Here is a 21,045-nt window from a genome sequence, read left to right as displayed (position 1 = left end):
CGTGCCGAAGCCGGAATAGCGGGTGAGCCGCGTTCTGGCCGGCGTGTAAAAGGACTTTGCACGATGGCTGAATTCACCGATTTCCATGTCGCCGACATCAACCTTGCCGCCTGGGGGCGCAAGGAACTGGCAATCGCCGAAACCGAAATGCCCGGACTGATGGCGCTGCGCGAAGAATTCGCGCACCAGAAGCCGCTGCGTGGCGCGCGTATCGCCGGTTCGCTGCACATGACCATCCAGACTGGCGTGCTGATCGAAACCCTGGTGGCACTGGGTGCCGATGTACGCTGGGCTTCCTGCAATATCTTCTCCACGCAAGACCACGCCGCTGCTGCCATTGCCGCGGCCAATATCCCGGTGTTTGCCTTCAAGGGCGAGAGCCTGGACGAGTACTGGGAGTTCTCCCACAAGATCTTCGAATGGCCTGAGGGTCAGGAAGCCAACATGATTCTGGACGATGGCGGCGACGCCACCTTGCTGCTGATGCTGGGCAGCAAGGCCGAACAGGATCGCAGCGTGATCAGCCACCCGGCCAATGAAGAAGAAACCGCGCTGTTTGCCGCCATTGCCCGTTATCTGGAAGTGGACCCGCACTGGTACTCCAAGCGTCTGCCGCATATCAAGGGCGTCACCGAAGAAACCACCACCGGTGTGCATCGCCTGTACCAGATGCAAAAGGAAGGCCGCCTGCCGTTCCCGGCTTTCAACGTCAACGACTCGGTCACCAAGTCCAAGTTCGACAATCTGTACGGCTGCCGCGAATCGCTGGTGGATGGCATCAAGCGCGCCACCGACGTGATGATCGCCGGCAAAGTGGCCGTGGTATTGGGTTACGGTGATGTGGGCAAGGGCTGCGCCCAGAGCCTGCGTGGCCTGGGTGCCACGGTATGGGTCACCGAAGTGGACCCGATCTGTGCCCTGCAAGCAGCGATGGAAGGCTACCGCGTGGTACGCATGGATGATGTGGCCGACCAGGGCGACATCTTCGTCACCACCACCGGCAATGTGTCGGTGATCACCCATGATCACATGGTCAAGATGCGCAACAACGCCATCGTGTGCAATATCGGCCACTTCGACAGCGAAATCGAAGTCGCCAGCCTGCGCCAATACCAGTGGGACAACATCAAGCCGCAGGTGGATCACATCATCTTCCCGGCTCAGGGTAATGAACCGGCCAAGCGCATCATCCTGCTGGCCGAAGGCCGCCTGGTGAATCTGGGTTGCGCCACCGGCCACCCCAGCTTCGTGATGTCCAACTCCTTCACCAACCAGGTGCTGGCGCAGATGGAAATCTTCCAGCACGGTGAAAAGTACGGCAAGGAAGTCTATGTGCTGCCCAAGCATCTGGACGAAAAAGTGGCCCGCCTGCACCTGAAGCGTATCGGTGCCAACCTGACCGAGCTGACCGACGAGCAGGCTGCTTATATCAGCGTGCCCAAGCAGGGTCCTTATAAGCCGGCGCACTATCGTTATTGATAGCGGGCTGTAAGGCAAACGGACAGGGCAGGGTAGAATGCACCTGTCCGTTTTTCTATCCGCGGGCTGCTACCGCTTTGACACGCTGCAGTATAAAAACAAAGCCTGCCGCTCCGAGCAGGGACAGAGACGATCATGAACCAACAGAAAAAAACCTTCAGCTTCGAGTTTTTCCCGCCCAAGACCCCCGAAGGCGTGGCCAAGCTGCGTACCACGCGCCAGCAGCTGGCGCAGTTCAAGCCGCAGTTTTTCTCGGTGACCTTCGGTGCTGGCGGCACCACCCGCGATGGCACCCTGTCCACCGTGCTGGAAATCCGCAGCGAAGGCCATGCCGCCGCGCCGCATCTGTCCTGCATCGGCTCGACGCGGGAAAACATCAGCGCCATCCTCAACGAATACCGCAATCACGGCATCCGCCACATCGTGGCGCTGCGTGGTGACATGCCGTCCGGCATGGTGGCCGCTGGCGAATTCCGCTATGCCAACGAGCTGGTCGAGTTCATCCGCAGCGAGCATGGCGACCATTTCCATATCGAAGTGGCGGCCTATCCGGAATTCCATCCGCAGGCCAAGTCGGCCGAGGACGACCTGAACAATTTCGTGCGCAAGGTCAAAGCCGGTGCCAACTCGGCCATGACCCAGTATTTCTTCAATGCCGATGCCTACTTCCGCTTTGTCGACGAGGCCCAGGCGCGTGGTGTGGACATCCCCATCGTGCCGGGCATCATGCCGATTGCCAACTTTGGCCAGCTGTGCCGCTTCTCCGACATGTGCGGGGCCGAAGTGCCGCGCTGGCTGCGTCAGCGCATGCAGTCCTACTATGACGATACGGCCTCCATCCGCGCCCTGGGGCTGGATGTGGTGACCGAGCTGTGCGACCGTCTGCTGGCCAATGGCGCGCCGGGCCTGCACTTCTACACCCTGAACCAGGCGGGCCTGGTGTCCACCGTATGGCAGCGACTGGGTTTGTAAGCGCTAGCAGGCCATCATGAGAAAGCCCGGCACTGCCGGGCTTTTTGCATGGTCGGGCGACGCCGCAGATCAACCGCTGTGCGGTGTTGCCGCATGGGCGCCGGCCGTTTCCACCCGGTTGCGCCCCCGGTGCTTGGCCAGATACAGCGCCTTGTCGGCATCGCGCATCAGCTGGTGTTCGGACTGTGGCGGTCCGTGCAGGCTGGCCACGCCGATGCTGATGGTGACCCGGTCGCCGGCACTGCTGCGACCATGGGCAATGGCCAGCTGCCAGACGGCCTGGCGGATGGCTTCGGCCAGCGTGGCCGCCGCCGTGGCCTGGTAGCCCGGCAACAGCACGGCGAATTCCTCGCCGCCGACCCGCGCCACCAGATCGGTGGCGGCGGGGAGCTGTGACTGTATGCAGAGCGCCACCTGGCGCAGGCACTGGTCGCCGGCGAGGTGGCCATAGCTGTCATTGAATTGCTTGAAAAAATCGATGTCGATCTGCAAGACGCTCAGCGCCTTGCCTTGGTCGCGCGCCTCGCGGACGCACAGGGCGAGCTGCTCGTCGAAATGGCGCCGGTTGGCAATGCCGGTCAGGCCATCGCTGAAGGCCATGCGCGCCAGGTCGGCATTGGCGGCGTGCAGCTGCTGCTGAGCCAGGCCCAGTGCCTGCAGCTGCTGGCGGCGGATGATGGTATTGGCCAGCGTTTCACCCAGCAGGCGCGCCTGCTGCTGTTCCTTGCCCAGCCACTGGCGCGGGTGGCTCACCATGTCGCAGCCGAACAGCCCCACCGGGCGGCCCATGTGATCGATGCGCAGCATGAACAGGCTTTGTACCCCGTGTTCTTCCAGTTCCTGGCGCTCCAGCACGGCCTGCTCGGGCAGCGCCGCCAGCGTATCCACTGACAGTAGGCCATGCTCCTGCAATTGCTGGCAGGCCCAGCTGCGCTGTAGCATGCTCTGGCCTTGCAGGGCGTGGGTGGTGGGCGGGATGCCGGAAGCGCACCATTCGTGCACGGTATTGACCAGCCAGTCATCGGCAAAGCTGATCAGATAACAGCGCTCTACCTGCATGAAGTGTCCGATCTCGCCCAGTGCCATCTGCGTGGCCTGATCGATGTCATGCAGCGGAATATTGATGAAGCGGGTGGAAATGCCGGCAATCAGCTGCTGAAAGCTGAGCAGCTGCTTGAGCTCGCGCGTGCGTGCGGTCACCAGGCCGGCCAGCTGGTCGCGATGGCTGGCCAGCTCGTTTTCGATCCGCTGCCTTTCCTGCAGGTAGTGGCTGATATTGTTGCTCATGCTGCGGAAAGCCAGGGCCAGTTCGCTCAGCTCATTGTCGATCTGGCCATGCTGCTGGCCGGGCAGTAGCGGTGGCAGCTGCATGCCGGGCTGATAGTTGCGCACGATTTCCGCCATGCCTTGCAGCGGGCGCACCAGCCGGCGGTTGAACAGCAGCCACAGCAGCAGGGCCAGGCCGAAGAAGCCCAGCAGGAAGGCCAGGGTGGCGCTGGCCACTTCCTGGCGCATGGCGCTGTAGATGTGCTGGCGGGAAACAGTCAGCTGCAGGTTGCCAATTGCCTCCATGCTGTGTGGCGAGTACAGGGGCAGCTGGTATTGGCCGCTATTATCCGGCCCGCCCTGTTCCGGGTTGTCATAGCGCAGCGACTGGCCCAGCTCGGTGCGCAGGACCACACTCTGCACGCCGGGAATCTGCGCGATCAGCCGTAACTGCAGCTGGATGGCCGGAATATCCACATCCCAGGCACTCTGGCTGAGCAACGGCAGGTAGAGGCGCGATACCGTGGCCGGTATCGCATCCATCTGCTGCTGACCGTTGCGCCAGACCAGGGCGGCTTTCAGGCCGGTCACCACAGCCCCGAACAGCAAGGTATACAGCAGCAGCTGCCAGATCAGCTGGCGGGTGAGTCTGCGGGTTGGCATATGCCAGCTCCTATGGCCTGTTAGCGCGATGCGGCACGGCAGAGTTTGTTAAGAGCGGCTCACAAAAAGGCATTGCGTCCGTGGTGCAAGGTGGCCAACACGCGTGCGCTAGTACGCATCGCGCCAGCAGCGGCTAGTCCAGCACCATGTCGAAGCGAAAGGCGTAGTGCTGCAGGGCTGGATTGGCAAATTTGCTGAACTGTCTGAAACGGATGCTGCTGAAATCATTATCGGCAAATCGATGCTGAAAGTGCAGGGCTTGTGGCGCGGAAATGCTGCTGAACATGGCCGGTTGCAGCTGCAGGCCTTCGCTGGCGAAGTCGTGGCCGTGTTGATAGTCGTACAGCAGCACCAGGCTCCAGGCCCCGGTCATGAAATGGCCGGCGGCCAGGGCGCTGAGCCGTCCTTGCTGGCGTTCGACCATGGCTTGCTGTGAGTTGTTGATGGCGCTGAGCAGTACCTCGCGGCCGGCTTGCTTGCCGCTGCGATGGATGGCTTCTTCCAGGCCGAAGGCCATTTCGTCATTGGCTGCCCATACCAGATTGATCTGCGGATGGCGTTGCAACAGCCACAGCCCCTGCTGCAAGGCGCGCTGGCGTTCCCATTCGCCATAAACCAGCTGCGTCAGCCGCACCTCCGGATGGGCCGCCAGCACGCGCTGGGCGGCAGCCACCCGTTCGCTGGAGGCCGGGGTGGCGTGGTCGCCGGCCATCATCAGCACATGCAGTGGCGTGCCGGGGGGGAAGTGCCGGCTGGCCTCGCTCAGCAGTCCCTGCATGGTGAGCGTGCCGGCGGTGGCATTGTCCGGCGCCAGCGAGCCCAGCCAGTGTTTCAGCCTTTGCCGCGGCAGGCCGCTGTTGCGTAACTGGGTGGGGGTGAGCTGGTTGAAGCTGAGAAAGCAGGGGATGCCGGCCTGTTCCGCCAGCGACAGCAGGGCGGGGCCGGTCAGTTTTTCGTTGACCAGCAGCAGGTAGTCCGGTTTGTGGCGGCGCAGGGTGACGGTGCGGGTCAGCTTGACCATCTGCAAGGGATCGCGTTCGGCGTACAGCACTTCCAGCTGGATATCCAGTTGCTGTGCCGCCGCCTGCATGGCCCGCGTTGCACTGAGCCAATACGCTTCGTCATGGCGCCCCGGCGAAATGAAAGTGACCGAAAATGCCCATGCCGTACTGTGCAACATTATTGCAACAGCCAGGGACAGGGAGTGCAGTTTTCGGATCATGCTCATGCCGGGGCCTTTGCTTATTCCTCCAGGATATATCGGATGGCGCAGCGCTTCAGGCGGGCTGGCCGGCTCACAGGCTGCGGAGCTGGCTGAGCGGTAGCGAGGTCGTGCGCTTGATTTCTTTCAGGACAAAGCTGGATTTCACATCTTCCACGCCTTGCTGTTGTAGCAGCTCATCCATGACAAAGCGCGAGAAATGTTCCAGATCTTCAAAATAAACTTGCAAGAGGTAGTCCATTTCCCCGGTCATTGCAAAGCAATTGATCACTTCCGGCCAGCGCTGGACGGCATCGATGAAACTTTGCACATGGGTATTGCCACGCTTCTCCAGCACGACACGGACATAGGCCTGCAAACCGAGGCCGATTTTTGCCGGGTCGAGCAGGGCGACATATTGACGGATGACGCCGGACTCCTCCAGTTGCTTGAGACGTCTCAGGCAAGGTGAGGGAGAAAGGGCCACTCTTTCCGCAAGCTCCACATTGGTCAACCTGCCGTTGAGCTGCAGCTCCGACAGGATGCGCAAGTCTGTCTTATCTAGCGTAAGACTTGGCATGTAAACTCCTCTGATTTGAATTTTTTGAAATTATATTTCTAGTTATTGTTTGTCTGGGGAATGTTTGCAAGAAAATTGCCAGGCGTTTTCCCTAGAATAAATAGCCTAACCCGGACATTTTACACGGTGGCGCGAGATCACTGGATAATGTCGGCAAAGATAGAGGAGAGCCCCCGGTGAGACACATACAATCGTGCCGCCTGGGAAAGACGACAGCCCCGGCTGTCGCACGGCATGGCGCACCCCACTGCGTGCACCTGCCGGGTCTGGCCCGTTGCGGCCGGCCGGTTTGCCTGTACAGCCGCCCTGCGCTGTGCCGCCTGCCGACTTGCCGACGCGCCGCCATCTCCTCCGCTTTGTCCATTGTCCCCCTGTCTTGACTGCTGCTGCCGTGCCCGGCCGGTTGTGACCCTTGCCGTATTGCACATCAGCCATTGCGCCCGGCTTGTGATCCAGGTCCGCGCAGCCAATGGATAAAGAGGAGAAAAGATGAAAATGGAAGCACTGCTGCAAAACCCGCTGGCGACCGACGGTTTCGAGTTTGTCGAGTACACCGCCCCCACTGCCGAAGGCATTGCCGATCTGCGCCAGCTGTTCCTGTCGCTGGGTTTTATCGAGGTCGCACGCCATCGCAGCAAGAATGTCAGCCTGTACCGTCAGGGCGACATCAATTTCATCCTGAATGGCGAACCCACCCAGCCCGCCAATGAATTTGGCAAGGTGCACGGCCCCTCCGCCTGTGCCATGGCCTGGCGGGTCAAGGATGCGGCCAGGGCCTATGAATATGCGCTGGCCCACGGTGCCAAGCCTTATGTGCGGCCCATCGGCATGATGGAGCTGAACATTCCCGCGGTGGAAGGCATTGGCGGCTCGGCACTGTACTTTGTTGATCGCTACGGACCGGCGCACAATATCTACGATGTGGATTTCCTGCCGCTGGAGGGCGTGGAGCAGCACCCGGCGGGTGTCGGCCTGATCGAGATCGACCACCTGACCCACAATGTTTTCCGCGGCAATATGGGCAAGTGGGCGGATTTCTACACCGGCATCGGCAATTTCCGTGAAATCCGCTACTTCGATATCGAAGGCAAGCTCACCGGCCTGGTGTCCAAGGCCATGACCAGCCCCTGCGGCAAGATCCGCATTCCCATCAACGAATCGTCCGATGACAAGAGCCAGATCGAGGAATTCCTGCGCGAATACCATGGCGAAGGCATCCAGCACATCGCGCTGACCACCCGCGACATCTACCAGACGGTGGAAACGCTGAAAGCCGCCGGCACCCGCTTCCTGGATACCCCGGACACCTACTACGACAAGGTGGACAGCCGCGTGCCCGGCCATGGCGAGGACCTGGCCCGCCTGCGCAAGAACAGCATCCTGATCGATGGCGCGCCGGTGGAAGGCGCGGGCATTCTGTTGCAGATTTTTACCGAAACCGTGATCGGGCCAATCTTCTTTGAAATCATCCAGCGCAAGGGCAACGAGGGCTTTGGCGAGGGCAACTTCCGCGCCTTGTTTGAATCCATTGAAGAAGACCAGATCCGCCGTGGCGTGCTGAAGGCCGACTGATCTGCACCGTGACTGCGTGGCGCGCAGCCTGCTACTGCGCGCCGCCCCGCTAAATCGACAGCCTGCGGCGCCTGGCGCGCCACAGGCGCAAGGAATGGCCCATGCGTAAATGGATAAGTTTCCCGCACCGGGAAGGGACAATCTCCCGTCAGGCCCATGCTGATCTGCCGGCCGAGGGCATTTATGAACGTGAAGTCGGGCGCAGCGGTTTTTTCGGCCCGGCCACCCATCTGCATCACAAACACCCGCCCACCGGCTGGTCGGCCTGGGAAGGCCCGCTCCAGCCGCGTGCCTTTGATTTGAATGAGCTGCCGAAAGAGACAGCGGCACCGTGGAGTGCGCCGCTGGTCTTGCACAACAGCCAGTGCCAGCTGCGCATCTGGACCTGCAGCCAGGCCATGACCCAGTTGTTCCGCAATGGCGATGGCGATGATTTGTTATTCATCCATGCCGGCAGCGGCGAGCTGTTTTGCGACTACGGCCACCTGAGCTATCGCGATGGCGATTACATCCTGATTCCGCGTTCCACCAGCTGGCGTATCGAGCCGGCGGACACCACCACCATGCTGCTGATCGAGGCCAGCAATGGCGCTTACCAGCTGCCGGACAAGGGACTGGTGGGGCCGCATGCCATTTTCGATGAGGCCATGCTGGATGTGCCGGCCATCGACGATGCCTTCAAGGCGCAGCAGACCGAGGACGAGTGGCAGGTGGTGATCAAGCGCCTGAGTGCGCTGTCTACCGTGACCTATCCGTTCAATCCGCTGGATGCCATCGGCTGGCACGGCAATATCGCGGTGGCGCGCATCAACTGGCGCGACATCCGCCCGCTGATGAGCCATCGTTATCACCTGCCGCCCTCGGCGCACAGCACCTTTGTGGCGGATGGCTTTGTCGTCTGCACCTTTGTGCCGCGTCCGATCGAATCCGACCCCGGTGCGCTCAAGGTGCCGTTCTATCACAACAATGACGACTACGACGAAGTCATCTTCTACCATGCCGGTGACTTTTTCAGCCGCGACAATATCAAGCCCGGCATGCTCACCTTCCATCCGGCCGGTTTCACCCATGGCCCGCATCCCAAGGCTTTTGCCAAGGCCATGACCGAGCCGAAGAAATTCACCGACGAAGTGGCGGTGATGATTGATACCCGCAGCGCGCTGGAGCAAGGCCCCGGCCTGCCTGCGGTGGAGTGGACCGGCTATGTCGACAGCTGGAAGCCCAAGACCTGAACCAGATCACCGGGCGGCTGGCGCGACGCGCCACACCGCCCGTCAAGGAAAGCACACCGATGAAACTTGCCACCTACCGCAATCACACCCGCGATGGCCAGCTGATGGTTGTCAGCCGCGACCTCAGCCAAGCCGTCGCCGTACCGCATATCGCCGCCAGCCTGCAGGTTGCGCTGGATGACTGGAGCCGCTGCCAACCAGCCTTGCAGGAAGTGTATGCCGCCTTGAACCAGGGGGCGGTCAACGGTGCCGTCGCCTTCGACCAGTCCGCCTGCCACAGCCCCTTGCCGCGTGCCTATCAATGGGCCGATGGCAGCGCCTACCTCAATCACGTGGAGCTGGTACGCAAGGCGCGCGGTGCCGAAGTACCAGCCAGCTTTTACCAGGACCCGCTGATGTATCAGGGCGGCTCGGATACCTTTCTGCCGCCGCATGCCGCCATTCCGCTGGCCGATGTCAGTTGGGGGCTGGATTTTGAGGGCGAAGTGGCGGTGATTACCGACGATGTGCCGCTGGGCAGCCAGCTTGACGATTGCGCCGGGCATATCCGCCTGCTGATGCTGGTAAACGATATCACCTTGCGTAACCTGATTCCGGCCGAGCTGGCCAAGGGCTTTGGCTTCTTCCAGAGCAAGCCGGCCACCGCCTTCTCGCCGGTGGCAGTCACCCCGGACGAACTGGGCCACGCCTGGCAGGACAGCAAGGTCCATCTTCCGCTACGGGTGGAATACAACGGCAAGCTGTATGGCCAGCCACAGTGCGGCGTGGAGATGCAGTTCAACTTCGCCCAGCTGGTGGCACATGTGGCCAAGACCCGCGCGCTGGCGGCTGGCTCGATTGTCGGTTCCGGCACCATTTCCAATCACGACCGCGCCACCGGCTCCTGCTGTCTGGCCGAGCAGCGCATGATCGAGATCATCGAAACCGGCGAGGCGCGCACGCCTTTCATGCAGCCAGGCGACCGCATCCGTATCGAAATGCTGGATGCTGCGGGCCATTCCATTTTCGGCTGCATCGACCAGCAGGTAGCCGCCCATGACTGAGCGTGTGCTGTATGGCTACTACCGCTCCAGCGCGGCCTACCGGGTGCGCATTGCACTGAATCTGAAAGGCCTGCAATACCGGCAACAGCCGGTCAACCTGCTCAAGGGCGAGCAGCGCGCTCCGGACTATCTGGCACTCAACCCGCAAGGGCTGGTGCCGGCGCTGCTGGATAATGGCCAGTTGCTGACCCAGTCGCTGGCCATCTGCGAGTATCTGGACGAAGCCTATCCGGCTACGCCGGCGCTGTTGCCATCCGGCCTGAGCGAACGCGCCCGCGTGCGCGCGCTGGCACTCAGCATCTGCGCCGACATCCACCCGCTGCACAATGCCCGTGTGCTCAAGTATCTGGAGACCGAACTGGGCCAGGACGATGCGCAGAAAACCCAATGGATACGTCACTGGATAGCCAATGGCTTTGCCGCACTGGAACAGCAATTGGCGGCTAAGCCTATGCCGTTTGCCTGTGGCGATGCCCCCGGCCTGCTGGATGCCTGCCTGGTGCCGCAGGTATTTGCCGCGCGGCGTTTCGGGCTGGAGCTGACGCCGTATCCGCACATTGTGCGCGTTGATGCCGCCCTGGCCAGCCTGCCGGCCTTTGCGGCCGCCCATCCGGCACGGCAGGCCGACGCCCCGGCTGACTGAGCACTGCGCCGGCCGGCCGCGAAAATCAGCCGTCTTTTTCAGACTTTTTGAAAAATATCTTGACGCAGCATGGCGGCTCTGATTTAATGCGTGGCTCTGATGACGCGAAAGCGTAGCAGTGATGGCCAGTTAGCTCAGTTGGTAGAGCAGCGGATTGAAAATCCGCGTGTCCGTGGTTCGATTCCGCGACTGGCCACCAAATCACCGCAGCTGTCAGACGGCCAGTTAGCTCAGTTGGTAGAGCAGCGGATTGAAAATCCGCGTGTCCGTGGTTCGATTCCGCGACTGGCCACCAGAATTCACGCAAAAGCCAAGCTCAATGCTTGGCTTTTTGCTTTGCTGCAGCCCGCTGCGGTGTAGTCCTGCGGCTACATGGTGGCGGGTGTAAAATTGCCAGCTCCCACTACAAGCGGAGTTTTGCCGTGTACCGTTTCATCGCCTCCGATCTGGACGGCACCCTGCTGGATGAACACCACGCTGTCAACGCGCTCACCGCGCAAACCCTGCAACAACTGGAAGCGCAAGGCCTGCGCTTTGCCCTGGCTACCGGTCGCCATTATCTGGATGTAAAAGGCATACGCGATGCGCTGGGGATTTCCGCCTATCTGATCAGCTCCAACGGTGCCCGCGTGCATGATGCGCAAGACCGGCTGATCCACAGCAGCAATCTGGACCCTGCCATCGTGCGCCAGATTGCCCAGCCGGAATTTGCCGCCGGCACCATCCTCAATTTCTATCTGGACGATGCCTGGCTGATCGACCAACCCTACCAGTATCTGCTGGACCTGCATGCCGACTCCGGCCTGCATTACCACATTGCGCCCTTGCATCAGCATGATGGGGCAGGGGTGGCCAAGGTCCTCTATATTGCGGACCATACCCATTTGCTGACGGTGGAGGCCAGGCTGCACCAGGCCTTGGGTGAGCGTGCCTATATCACCTTCTCGGCAGACAATTGCCTGGAAGTGATGGCGCCTGGCGTGTCCAAAGGTCATGCCTTGCGGCTGGTACTGGACGAGCTGGGTATCAGCCCGGCCGATTGTCTGGCCTTTGGTGATGGCCAGAACGATATCGAGCTGCTGCAGACAGCTGGCCACCCGCGAGTGATGGCCAATGCCCACCCGCGCCTGGCATCGCAACTGCCGCAGGCACAAACCGTGGCCAGCAATGTCGAGTCCGGCGTGGCCCTGCATCTGCGCCAGCTGTTTGCCTTGTAGCCGCCGGGCGTTGTTCCGCACGCAATGAAAAATGGCTGCAATCGGCAGCCATTTTGATTGTTGATACGTGGCATCTCGCTTTCTTGCGAGAAAGCGAGGCTCCCTTTCAAGGAAAGGGCGGGGGGATCGGGAATCGATGGGAAGGCTGCGGAATCAAGCAGTAAATCGAAAGGCCCGGCTTTGCCGGGTCCCATACCATCGCACCAAATTACTGTGGCAGCAGCCTGAGGCTGCCAGTGGCAGCCCTTGTTGTTGCTGGCTAGGCTGATCAGCCCTGCAAGGCTTGTGCCAGCACGGCGGCCTGTTCGCCCACCACCAGATGCCAAACACCCGGCTGGGTCTGTACGCAGGCCACCACGCCGGCTTGCTGGGCGGCCGCCTGATCAAAGGCCGCCGCCTGTTTCAGCTCGACGCGCAGACGGGTATGGGCGATGGCCTCCACCTTTTGCACATTGCCACGGCCACCCAGTGCGGCCAGCACGGCGGCGGCGGTGGCGGCAACTTGCGGATCGGCGGCCACGGCGGCCGGCGCTGCCGCGGCGCTGACTGCGGCGGCAGGGCTGGCACTGGCGGCGGCTGCCGGCAGTTCGGCATCGTCACCGGCGGTTTTCAGGTAGATCTCCATATCGGTTTTCAGGTTTTCCGACTGCGGGCCAAAGATGGCCTGAATGCCGCTACCCACCTGTACCACACCAGAGGCACCCATGGCCTTGAGTTTGGCCTGATCTACCTGTGCCGGGTTTTTCACCGCAATGCGCAGACGGGTGATGCAGGCGTCCAGATTGGTGATGTTGCTGCGACCACCAAAGGCCAGCACCAGGGCGCGGGCGCGCTGGTCTTCGCTGACGGCGGCCTGTGCTTCGCTGCTTTCATCTTCACGACCCGGAGTTTTCAGGTTGAACTTGAGGATGACGAAGCGGAACACGCTGTAATAGATGACGGCATAGATCGGGCCGAGGATGAATACATACCAGGCGTGATGTGACTTGTTGCCAATCAGGTTGAACATCAAAAAGTCGATGCCACCCTGCGAGAAGGTAAAGCCCATGTGCATGTCCAGCGTATTGGCCACAAACTGGGCCGATGCCGCCAGGCAGGCATGGATGAAGTACAGCACCGGTGCCACGAACAGGAAGGCAAATTCGATGGGCTCGGTAATACCGGTCAGGAAGGAGGTCAGCGCGGCGGAAATCATGATGCCGCCCACTTTCACCCGGTTTTCCGGCTTGGCGGTATGCCAGATGGCGATGGCAGCAGCCGGCAGGCCGAACATCTTGAACAGGAAGGCACCGGACAGCACGCCTGCGGTCGGGTCACCGGCAAAGAAGCGGTTGATGTCGCCGTGGATGTGCTTGCCGCTGGCATCGACAAAATCGCCCATTTCAAAGAAGAAAGGCACGTTCCAGATGTGGTGCAGGCCAAACGGGATCAGCAGACGTTCGACGAAGCCGTAGACGGTGGCCGCGGTACGCGGGTCGCTGACGGCAGCCCACTGCGAGAAGGACTTGATGGCACCACCGATGGGCGGCCAGACAAAGGACAGCACCGCACCCAGCACGATGGCGGCCACGGCAGTGACGATGGGCACGAAGCGCTTGCCGGCAAAAAAGCCCAGATACTGCGGCAGGCTGATGCGGTAGTACTTGTTGAACATGTACGCCGCCAGGCCACCGGCCAGAATACCGCCGAACACGCCGGTCTGGATGGAGGGCATGCCCATGATGGTGTCGGGTTTCACACCCAGCAGCCCGGCCATCACGCCCAGCGTGGTGGTCATCACCAGGAAGCCGATGGTGGCGGCAATGGCGGCCACGCCGTCATTTTCGGTAAAGCCCAGCGCCACGCCCACGGCAAAGATCAGCGGCAGATTGCCGAAAATCACGTCGCCGGCGTTTTTCATCAGCGACAGGATGGCCAGCAGCACGGTGCTCTGGGTGTGGAAGTCGGTGGCGCCAATACCCAGCAGCAGGCCGGCTACCGGCAATACGGCTACCGGCAGCATCAGCGATTTGCCGATTTTCTGCAGAAAAGCGAAGGATTGATCAAACATGATAGTGATTCCTGCGTAATGCCCCCAGCCGCCGGGCGGCGGGGGCCAGCACCGTCCGGGCCAGCCGGACGGCAGGTTTCATTGCGCTTAACGCGCCTGTTGCGCCAGATGGGCGCGCACTTCTGTCACGGTGGAAAGCGCCAGCACCTGCTGCGCCAGCGCACGGCATTCGTCCATGCTCCAGCGCGCCAGTGTGGCCTTGACGCTGGCCACCGCCGGGGTGCTGACCGACAGCTCGGTCACGCCCAGGCCGACCAGCACCGGCGCCGCACGTTCGTCGGACGCCAGGCCGCCGCACACTCCCACCCACTTGCCGTGGGCACGGGCACCGTCGCAGGTCATGGCAATCATCGCCAGCACGCCCGGATGCAGGGCATCGGCCTGCTTGGCCAATTGCGGATGGCCGCGGTCCATCGCCAGTACGTACTGGGTGAGGTCGTTGGTGCCAATGGAGAAGAAATCCACTTCCGGCGCAAAACGCGCGGCCAGAATGGCAGCTGATGGTACTTCCACCATGATGCCTACCTTGACATCGGCATGGCCGCTGGCAGCTTGCTCTTCGGCCAGAATGGCCTTGGCGGCGCGCAGCTCGTCCAGCGACGCCACCATGGGGAACATGATGTGCAGGCGGGTGAGCGGTGCGGCTTGCAGAATGGCGCGCAGTTGGGTGCGCAGCAGGTCCGGATGGTCCAGGCTGACACGGATGCCGCGCAGGCCGAGGAAGGGGTTGTCTTCCTTGGGCAGCGGCAGGTAGGACAGCGGCTTGTCGCCACCCACATCCAGCGTACGCACTACCAGCGGGCGATTGCTGCCCAGTTCGCGGGCCACCGCGCAGTATTCGGCAGCCTGCTCGGCTTCCGACGGGGCGGTGTCGCGGTTATCAAACAGGAATTCCGAACGCAGCAGGCCCACGCCTTCGGCACCGGCTTTTACCGCTTCGCGCGCATCGGCGGCATTGCGGATATTGGCCACCACTTCGATACGGCTGCCGTCGCTGGTTTGTCCCGGCTGCTGCGACATGGCCTGTTCGGCGGCGCGACGTTCAGCCAGACGGGCGATGGCGGCTTCGGCTTCGCTCTTCTCGGCGGCGGTAGGGGCAATGTTCAGCGTGCCGGCCGTGCCGTCCAGAATCACCTCACGGCCATCTTGCAGCGCCAGTGCTGCTTGCGAGATACCGCAAATGGCCGGAATGCCGAGCGAGCGGGCCAGAATGGCCACATGGCTGGTGGCACCGCCGGTACGGGTGCAGAAACCCAGTACCTTGTCCGGGTCCAGCGCAGCGGTGTCGGACGGGGCCAGGTCTTCGGCAATCAGGATGGAACCGGCCGGTACGTCCAGCTCGGCTTGCTTGACGCCAGCCAGCAAGGCCAGCACGCGGCGGCCCACGTCGCGGATGTCGTTGGCGCGTTCACGCAGCAGGGCGTTGTCCTGCGCTTCCAGACGGGCGGAATAGGCACTGAAGGCGGCACGCCAGGCCCAGGCGGCGGATTTGCCATCGGCCAGGCTGGCATAGGTCAGGGCCAGCAGGTCCGGGTCTTGCAGCAGTTCCTGATGCATGGACAGGATGGCGCGCTTGGCCTGGTCTTGCAGCTGGGCCTTGATGGCTTCGATCTGCTCGGCCGCTTCTTCGCAGGCACGGGTGAAGTTTTGCTGTTCCACCACGCCGGCGGCACCGGCTTCCACTACGTCGAATTCTTGCAGGCGGTGATGGAAGATACGGCCAATGGCGATGCCGGGCGAAGCACCCACGCCAGCCAGCACGCCAGCGCTGTCCTGCTGCAGCGGCTGGGCAGCGGCCGGGGCCGGCGCCGCCGGGGCTTCGTCCAGGCTTTCGCCGCAACGGTCCAGCAGCAGTTGCGACAGTTCGGCAATGGCGGCGGCGGCATCGCTACCGGTGGCCAGTACCCGCACCTGATCGCCATTGACCGTGGCCAGGCCCATGATGCCGACTACCGATTTGGCATTGGCCACCTTGTCGCCCAGCTGCAGCTGGATGTCGGCGGCAAAGCGCTTGGCGGCGCTGGCAAATACCGCAGCAGGGCGGGCATGCAGGCCGGCCGGGTTGCTCAGGGTGATGGTTTCCGAGCTCAGGCTTTCACCTTCGGCCTGGCTGGCAGCGGCGGCGGCGCCTTGCAGCTCCAGCGTCATGATGATGCTTTTGCCGGCTTCGACCAGACCGCTGGCACAGGTGAGTTTTTCCACCACTTCGCCATTGGTGATGATGATCTGGGTGAGCAGGCTTTGTGCGCGGCGCGCCACCAGGTCCAGGTCGAAATCGATCAGCGGCTGCCCCGCCTTGACTTGCTGGCCTTGTTCCACCAGCGGAGCAAAGCCTTCCCCTTTCAGCATGACGGTGTCGATGCCGATATGTACCAGCACTTCTACGCCGTTGTCCGAGGTAATGGTCAGGGCATGGTGGGCGGAGTGGATATTGCTGACCGTGCCGCTGACCGGGGCCAGCAGCGAGCAGGAAGTCGGGTCCAGGGAAATGCCGTCACCCACCATTTTGCCGGCGAATACCGGATCGGGGACGGTGTCCAGGGCAACCAGCCACCCGGAAAGGGGGGCGAGAATGTCCAGTCGTGGCGCGGGAGAGGCCATGTGAAACTCCTCAGGAGTTGATTGCAACAGTTATTTTATTACGAGCGATTGTTGGGGCAGGATTAAGCCGCAACTTAGCGCCAAAGGCAAGTGCCTATTCAGCCGATAGAACGCAAGAATATTGTTATTGCAGGATTAAACCTGTTTTTGTCCAGTGTTGTGTAGGCAGATTGCAACGTTGTTATCATGCCAATATTGTAATTTAGCTACAGCCTTGATGTGAAAGTGGCTTGATGGCCGTCAACAAAATCATCTGGCGTTGCTGCAGCTTTGCCACAGCTGGCGGGCCGGCGCGGGCGGGAGGCCTGGCACAAGCATCAGCACTCCAGCATAACGGGATGCCGGGTGGCGACAAGTGCTGATGGTCTGGCGGAAGGACAAGTAAAAAGGGGCGATGCGCCGTATCTGGCGCATCGCCCCTTGTTGCTGCCGGCTCGACAGGATCAGGCTTGGCGGGTGTCCGCTGTGTCGCCCAGCAGGAACAGGGCCAGCGAGCTGCTGATCAGGAAGGCCGGATATTCCCAGCCGCCGTTCGGATTGGTAAACATCCAGCCATTGGCACCGTGCACCAGCACGATGGTGCCGGCCAGCAGCGGTACCAGGGCCAGTGCCACCCAGCGTGCCTTGATGCCGAGAATCAGCAGCAGGCCGCCCGCCAGCTCGGCAGCCATCGACAGGTAGCCGACAAAGCCGGGCAGGCCCAGGCTGGAGAAAAACTGGGCGGTACCGGCCGGGCCGAACACGAACAGCTTGGTGGCACCGTGGGCCAGATACATCAGGCCCAGCGAAACGCGCAGGATGAGGGCGGACAAAGCGGGAGAGGTGGTATGCATGGTAAAGCTCCTGTAAGGGTGGCGCCGCGGGCCATCATGGGCCGGGCGTGTGCAGTGGGAGCATTGGACCATGGTCTTTCGGCTGAATAAATATGCTATAAATGAAGATATTGTTTACTGGGTGGAAATTATATGGACAGGTTTTCTGAAATTCGCGCCTTTGTCACCGTGGCCGAGCAAGGCAGCTTTGCCGCAGCGGCTGACCGGCTCGACCTGTCGCGCGCCATGGTGACCAAGCTGGTGTCGGCACTGGAAACGCGGCTGGGGGTGCGGCTGATGCATCGCACCACGCGGCGCTTGTCGCTGACCGAGGCCGGCGAAACCTATCTGGCCCAGGCGGGCAACCTGCTGGCCGAGCTGGATGATCTGGACGCACTGCTGTCGCAAGGTGCCAGCAAGGCCAGCGGCCGGCTGCGGGTGACCGCACCAGTGTCCTTTGGCATGCGCTTTCTGGGCGGTGCCATTGCCGGCTTCCAGCGCCAGCACCCGCAGGTGGAGGTGGAGCTGTCGCTGAACGACCGCAAGGTGGACCTGGTGGAAGAGGGCTTTGACCTGGCCATTCGCGTGTCCAATCTGGCGGATTCCTCGCTGATCGCGCGGCCGCTGGCCAAGGTGCGCGACCGGCTGTGCGCGGCACCGGACTATCTGCTGCGCCGCGGCGTGCCGCAGCATCCGGATGAACTGGCCGAGCATGACTGCCTGCTGTACACCCTGACCAGCCAGTCCACGGTATGGGAGTACCAGGGGCCGGATGGCAGCACTGGCCGGGTCAAGGTCAAGGGAGGCTTGCGCGCCAATAATGGCGACATCCTAACCAATGCCGCCATCCAGGGCATGGGCATCATCCGCCAGCCGGAATTCCTCTTGCAGCAGGCACTGGCCGACGGCAGGCTGCAAACCATCCTGCCTGATTATCAATGGCTGTGTCTGGATGTGTCGGCGGTATACCCGGTGCGCCGGCATGTGCCGGGCAAGGTGCGGGTCTTCGTCGATCATCTGGTGGCATTTTTTGCCGAGCAAAAAAATAGCCCGTCCGGTGACGGGCTGTAAGACTGACTGAAAGGTCGAATCGTTTGCTGGCTTAATGCTTGGCCGGTACGGCATCCACTTCCGGCAGCACTTCACCGTTCAGCACGCGCTGCATGCGGTCGGTGTCCAGTGCCTTTTCCCACTTGGCCACCACCACGGTGGCCACGCCATTGCCGATCAGGTTGGTGATGGCGCGCGCTTCGGACATGAAACGATCCACGCCAATCAGCAGCGCCAGGCCTTCCACCGGCAGCTTGCCGCCCAGGGTGGCCAGGGTGGCGGCCAGGGTGATGAAGCCACCGCCGGTAACGGCGGCCGCACCCTTGGAGGTCAGCAGCAGCACGCCGATGATGCCCAGCTCCTCACCCAGGCTCAGCTGCACATTGGTGGCCTGCGCGATAAAGATGGCCGCCATGGTCAGGTAGATCGAGGTGCCGTCCAGATTGAAGGAATAACCTGTCGGAATCACCATGCCCACCACCGGTTTGGCGCAGCCCAGGTGTTCCATTTTTTTCATCATGCCCGGCAGGGCGGATTCGGACGAAGACGTACCCAGTACCAGCACGATTTCTTCCTTGATGAAGGCGAGGAATTTGAAAATGCTGAAGCCGTTGAAACGGGCGATGGCACCCAGCACGATAAAGACGAAGGCAAAACAGGTGAGGTAAACGCAGGCCATCAGAAAGCCCAGCTGCTTGAGCGAACCTACGCCGTATTTGCCGATGGTGAAGGCCATGGCACCGAAGGCGCCGATGGGGGCCAGCTTCATCAGCATGTTGATCACGCCGAACAGCGCATGCGAAAACTCGTCCAGCATGGCAATGACCGTCTTGCCGCTATTGCCCATGCGGGTGAGCGCCAGGCCCAGCAATACCGAGAACAGCAGCACCTGCAGGATTTCACCGCTGGCAAAAGCACCCACCACGGTATCCGGGATGATGTGCATCAGGAAGTCCACGGTATTCATGTCCTTGGCGCCAGCGGCGTACTTGGCCACCGATTTGGCATCCAGCGTGTGCGGGTCCACATTCAGCCCGGCACCCGGCTGCAGCAGGTTTACCACCACCAGGCCGATCACCAGCGCAAGAGTGGTCACCACTTCAAAGTACAGCAGCGATTTGATGCCGACCCGGCCTACTTCCTTCATGTCGCCCATCTTGGCAATGCCCACCACCACGGTGGAAAAAATGATGGGCGCAATCATCATCTTGATCAGCTTGATGAAGGCGTCACCCAGCGGTTTCATCTTGGCGGCGGCTTCCGGATAGAAGGCACCCATCAAGACGCCGATGGTAATGGCAACCAACACCTGGAAGTACAGGCGTGAGTAAAGCGGTGTTCTGGCTTGCATGTCTGGTCTCTTGTTCGCAGATGTTCGGATATCGAGCGTTGTGCCGGACCCTGCAGGGTCCTGTTATATCTAACATCCTAGCAAGCGATCGGTTGCCAGCTAATTGCTGATATCCCTAAGCTGGCGTGTCATGCCATAGGCAGCTTCCGGTTTGCGCCAGAACCAGTTGGCAGCCGTGAGTGTTCGCTGCAGATAGTTATTACTGTTACTCTCAATAGTTTATCCGGTGTGCAAGATGATGGCCGCGGCGGCCAGCCTGCATCCCGGCCATGGGCGGTGCTGCCCACGGCGGCGGCAGTGCGCTCATCCTGCGTGTGGTCAGAGAAAGGGAAAATTTCATGAGTCAGGCAGCCATCATTCCTGCGGATGTACGTGAACGTATCCACCAGCTTGCGGCCCTGCTGTATGAGCAACATCACCAGCAATGTTTTCCGGTGCTGGCTGATGTGTGCCGGCTGGGCGGGGTGGACATGAATGTCGCCAGCCAGCTGTTCATGGAGTGGCGGATGAGCCAGCAGGTCAATATTGCCCCCTTGCCACAGCGCCTGCCTGGCGAACTCAAGGAGCTGGCCGGGCTTGTTGTCGACCGTACCTGGCAGCAGGCGCAGCAGCTGGCCAATCAGTATGTGCAGTCAGCACAGGCCGCCTGGCAGGACGAGCGGCAGGAACTGCTGGCCGAGCAGCGCGATCTGGCCTTGCTGTGTGAACAACAGGCGCAGGAGCTGGACGCAGTCCGGCAGTATTTGAGCAAGGCACTGCTGCACGATGCAGCAGTGCCGCAGCCCGCAGCAAGCCAGTGGGCGCAGCCTGAACGGGCCCAGGACGAGCTGCTGCGGCGTTTGCAGCAAGAGCTGGCCGAAACGCGTCAGGCGCTGGCGGAGTCGGAACAGGCTTTGTGCCGCATGCGGGAGCAAGCGCAGCCTGCGCCAGAGCCGCTGCCCCCGGATGAGCAGGTAACCACATTGCAACAGGAAGTGCATGCCTTGCGCAGCCGTCTGGCACAGGCCGAGCAGCAGGCAGACGAGGCAGGACAGCAGCAGCTGCAGGGACAAGAAGCAATGGACGCGCTGCAACACCAACTGGGGCAAATGCAGGAGGAACTGCGCACACTGCGCTCCGACAAGGAAAGTGCCTACCGCGCCGTGGCCAATCTGCGCCAGCAACTGCAGCAACTCAAGCAGATAAAGCAGGAGACACCGCAGGAAGAGGAGGAAAGGCTGGCGCGGCTGAAGGCGCTGGCGTTCAGTCCCAGCCTGCCCAGCCAGCTGGCGCCCGATGCAGAGCCGGCTGAGCAAATATGGAAGGCCCGCTAG

The 21,045-nt window shown here is 61.7% G+C and carries 16 protein-coding genes and 2 tRNA genes; 11 read left to right on the top strand and 7 right to left on the bottom strand.

Features of this window, described 5'->3' with window-relative positions; genetic code table 11:
- Positions 1 to 63: 63 nt before the first annotated feature.
- Both ahcY and metF read left to right on the top strand, forming a co-directional pair.
- The gene (gene ahcY, locus DFR38_RS05745; RefSeq protein WP_059284733.1) at positions 64 to 1,479 is read left to right on the top strand and encodes an adenosylhomocysteinase; all 1,416 of its coding nucleotides are present in this window, start codon (positions 64 to 66) and stop codon (positions 1,477 to 1,479) included.
- A 135-nt stretch (positions 1,480 to 1,614) separates the two neighbouring features.
- Complete coding sequence (metF, locus tag DFR38_RS05740) at positions 1,615 to 2,451, top strand: methylenetetrahydrofolate reductase [NAD(P)H] (protein WP_059284732.1); 837 nt, start codon at positions 1,615 to 1,617, stop codon at positions 2,449 to 2,451.
- Between the two features lie 69 nt (positions 2,452 to 2,520).
- Here the strand turns inward: metF and DFR38_RS05735 are convergent, their stop codons facing one another.
- The 3 genes from DFR38_RS05735 to DFR38_RS05725 all read right to left on the bottom strand — a co-directional run bounded on the left by DFR38_RS05735 (position 2,521) and on the right by DFR38_RS05725 (position 6,161).
- On the bottom strand, positions 2,521 to 4,380 hold the full coding sequence (locus DFR38_RS05735) for a GGDEF domain-containing protein (protein ID WP_110313124.1): 1,860 nt from the start codon (positions 4,378 to 4,380) through the stop codon (positions 2,521 to 2,523).
- 133 nt (positions 4,381 to 4,513) lie between these two features.
- Positions 4,514 to 5,608: an ABC transporter substrate-binding protein gene (locus tag DFR38_RS05730; protein WP_082693688.1), complete on the bottom strand. Its 1,095-nt coding sequence runs from the start codon at positions 5,606 to 5,608 to the stop codon at positions 4,514 to 4,516.
- A gap of 67 nt (positions 5,609 to 5,675) precedes the next feature.
- Positions 5,676 to 6,161, bottom strand: a complete 486-nt coding sequence (locus DFR38_RS05725; RefSeq protein ID WP_089085887.1) for an Lrp/AsnC family transcriptional regulator — start codon at positions 6,159 to 6,161, stop codon at positions 5,676 to 5,678.
- 489 nt (positions 6,162 to 6,650) lie between these two features.
- Between DFR38_RS05725 and hppD the strand changes: the two genes are divergently transcribed.
- The 7 genes from hppD to DFR38_RS05690 all read left to right on the top strand — a co-directional run bounded on the left by hppD (position 6,651) and on the right by DFR38_RS05690 (position 11,868).
- Positions 6,651 to 7,733, top strand: coding sequence for a 4-hydroxyphenylpyruvate dioxygenase (gene hppD / locus DFR38_RS05720; protein WP_110313123.1), 1,083 nt, complete (start codon positions 6,651 to 6,653; stop codon positions 7,731 to 7,733).
- 101 nt (positions 7,734 to 7,834) lie between these two features.
- Complete coding sequence (locus tag DFR38_RS05715; RefSeq protein WP_059287478.1) at positions 7,835 to 8,965, top strand: homogentisate 1,2-dioxygenase; 1,131 nt, start codon at positions 7,835 to 7,837, stop codon at positions 8,963 to 8,965.
- Positions 8,966 to 9,024: 59 nt separating this feature from the next.
- The gene (locus DFR38_RS05710) at positions 9,025 to 10,008 is read left to right on the top strand and encodes a fumarylacetoacetate hydrolase family protein (RefSeq protein ID WP_059287479.1); all 984 of its coding nucleotides are present in this window, start codon (positions 9,025 to 9,027) and stop codon (positions 10,006 to 10,008) included.
- Entirely contained in the window at positions 10,001 to 10,651 is a 651-nt protein-coding gene (maiA, locus tag DFR38_RS05705) for a maleylacetoacetate isomerase (RefSeq protein ID WP_110313122.1), read from the top strand. The genes DFR38_RS05710 and maiA overlap by 8 nt, the downstream gene beginning before the upstream one ends.
- Positions 10,652 to 10,774: 123 nt before the next feature.
- Positions 10,775 to 10,850, top strand: a tRNA-Phe gene (locus tag DFR38_RS05700).
- A 20-nt stretch (positions 10,851 to 10,870) separates the two neighbouring features.
- A tRNA-Phe gene (locus DFR38_RS05695) sits at positions 10,871 to 10,946 on the top strand.
- Between the two features lie 127 nt (positions 10,947 to 11,073).
- Positions 11,074 to 11,868, top strand: coding sequence for a Cof-type HAD-IIB family hydrolase (locus DFR38_RS05690; RefSeq protein ID WP_059287665.1), 795 nt, complete (start codon positions 11,074 to 11,076; stop codon positions 11,866 to 11,868).
- Between the two features lie 268 nt (positions 11,869 to 12,136).
- On the opposite strand, the gene ptsG is transcribed toward DFR38_RS05690, so the two are convergent.
- From ptsG to DFR38_RS05675, 3 genes are all read right to left on the bottom strand, one after another.
- On the bottom strand, positions 12,137 to 13,918 hold the full coding sequence (ptsG, locus tag DFR38_RS05685) for a PTS glucose transporter subunit IIBC (protein ID WP_110313121.1): 1,782 nt from the start codon (positions 13,916 to 13,918) through the stop codon (positions 12,137 to 12,139).
- An 87-nt stretch (positions 13,919 to 14,005) separates the two neighbouring features.
- Positions 14,006 to 16,519: a phosphoenolpyruvate--protein phosphotransferase gene (gene ptsP / locus DFR38_RS05680; protein ID WP_110313120.1), complete on the bottom strand. Its 2,514-nt coding sequence runs from the start codon at positions 16,517 to 16,519 to the stop codon at positions 14,006 to 14,008.
- 443 nt (positions 16,520 to 16,962) lie between these two features.
- The gene (locus DFR38_RS05675; protein WP_059287071.1) at positions 16,963 to 17,352 is read right to left on the bottom strand and encodes a DoxX family protein; all 390 of its coding nucleotides are present in this window, start codon (positions 17,350 to 17,352) and stop codon (positions 16,963 to 16,965) included.
- A gap of 132 nt (positions 17,353 to 17,484) precedes the next feature.
- On the opposite strand from DFR38_RS05675, the gene DFR38_RS05670 reads away from it, so the two are divergent.
- Positions 17,485 to 18,402, top strand: a complete 918-nt coding sequence (locus tag DFR38_RS05670; protein WP_059287070.1) for a LysR family transcriptional regulator — start codon at positions 17,485 to 17,487, stop codon at positions 18,400 to 18,402.
- A gap of 31 nt (positions 18,403 to 18,433) precedes the next feature.
- On the opposite strand, the gene DFR38_RS05665 is transcribed toward DFR38_RS05670, so the two are convergent.
- Complete coding sequence (locus DFR38_RS05665) at positions 18,434 to 19,732, bottom strand: dicarboxylate/amino acid:cation symporter (protein WP_059287069.1); 1,299 nt, start codon at positions 19,730 to 19,732, stop codon at positions 18,434 to 18,436.
- Positions 19,733 to 20,070: 338 nt separating this feature from the next.
- Here DFR38_RS05665 and DFR38_RS05660 point away from each other — a divergent pair, with 338 nt between their 5' ends.
- The gene (locus DFR38_RS05660; RefSeq protein WP_158527693.1) at positions 20,071 to 21,045 is read left to right on the top strand and encodes a DNA-binding protein; all 975 of its coding nucleotides are present in this window, start codon (positions 20,071 to 20,073) and stop codon (positions 21,043 to 21,045) included.

It is taken from the genome of Aquitalea magnusonii (assembly GCF_003202035.1).
Classification (GTDB): domain Bacteria; phylum Pseudomonadota; class Gammaproteobacteria; order Burkholderiales; family Chromobacteriaceae; genus Aquitalea; species Aquitalea magnusonii.
This window is presented reverse-complemented; position numbering and strand designations above follow the sequence as displayed.

Bases quoted from the DNA above. Each gene is read 5' to 3' on its own strand.
- ahcY (WP_059284733.1), top strand. From the start codon at position 64: ATGGCTGAATTCACCGATTTCCATGTCGCCGACATCAACCTTGCCGCC.
- metF (WP_059284732.1), top strand. From the start codon at position 1,615: ATGAACCAACAGAAAAAAACCTTCAGCTTCGAGTTTTTCCCGCCCAAG.
- DFR38_RS05735 (WP_110313124.1), bottom strand. From the start codon at position 4,380: ATGCCAACCCGCAGACTCACCCGCCAGCTGATCTGGCAGCTGCTGCTG.
- DFR38_RS05730 (WP_082693688.1), bottom strand. From the start codon at position 5,608: ATGAGCATGATCCGAAAACTGCACTCCCTGTCCCTGGCTGTTGCAATA.
- DFR38_RS05725 (WP_089085887.1), bottom strand. From the start codon at position 6,161: ATGCCAAGTCTTACGCTAGATAAGACAGACTTGCGCATCCTGTCGGAG.
- hppD (WP_110313123.1), top strand. From the start codon at position 6,651: ATGAAAATGGAAGCACTGCTGCAAAACCCGCTGGCGACCGACGGTTTC.
- DFR38_RS05715 (WP_059287478.1), top strand. From the start codon at position 7,835: ATGCGTAAATGGATAAGTTTCCCGCACCGGGAAGGGACAATCTCCCGT.
- DFR38_RS05710 (WP_059287479.1), top strand. From the start codon at position 9,025: ATGAAACTTGCCACCTACCGCAATCACACCCGCGATGGCCAGCTGATG.
- maiA (WP_110313122.1), top strand. From the start codon at position 10,001: ATGACTGAGCGTGTGCTGTATGGCTACTACCGCTCCAGCGCGGCCTAC.
- ptsG (WP_110313121.1), bottom strand. From the start codon at position 13,918: ATGTTTGATCAATCCTTCGCTTTTCTGCAGAAAATCGGCAAATCGCTG.
- ptsP (WP_110313120.1), bottom strand. From the start codon at position 16,519: ATGGCCTCTCCCGCGCCACGACTGGACATTCTCGCCCCCCTTTCCGGG.
- DFR38_RS05675 (WP_059287071.1), bottom strand. From the start codon at position 17,352: ATGCATACCACCTCTCCCGCTTTGTCCGCCCTCATCCTGCGCGTTTCG.
- DFR38_RS05670 (WP_059287070.1), top strand. From the start codon at position 17,485: ATGGACAGGTTTTCTGAAATTCGCGCCTTTGTCACCGTGGCCGAGCAA.
- DFR38_RS05665 (WP_059287069.1), bottom strand. From the start codon at position 19,732: ATGCAAGCCAGAACACCGCTTTACTCACGCCTGTACTTCCAGGTGTTG.
- DFR38_RS05660 (WP_158527693.1), top strand. From the start codon at position 20,071: ATGAGTCAGGCAGCCATCATTCCTGCGGATGTACGTGAACGTATCCAC.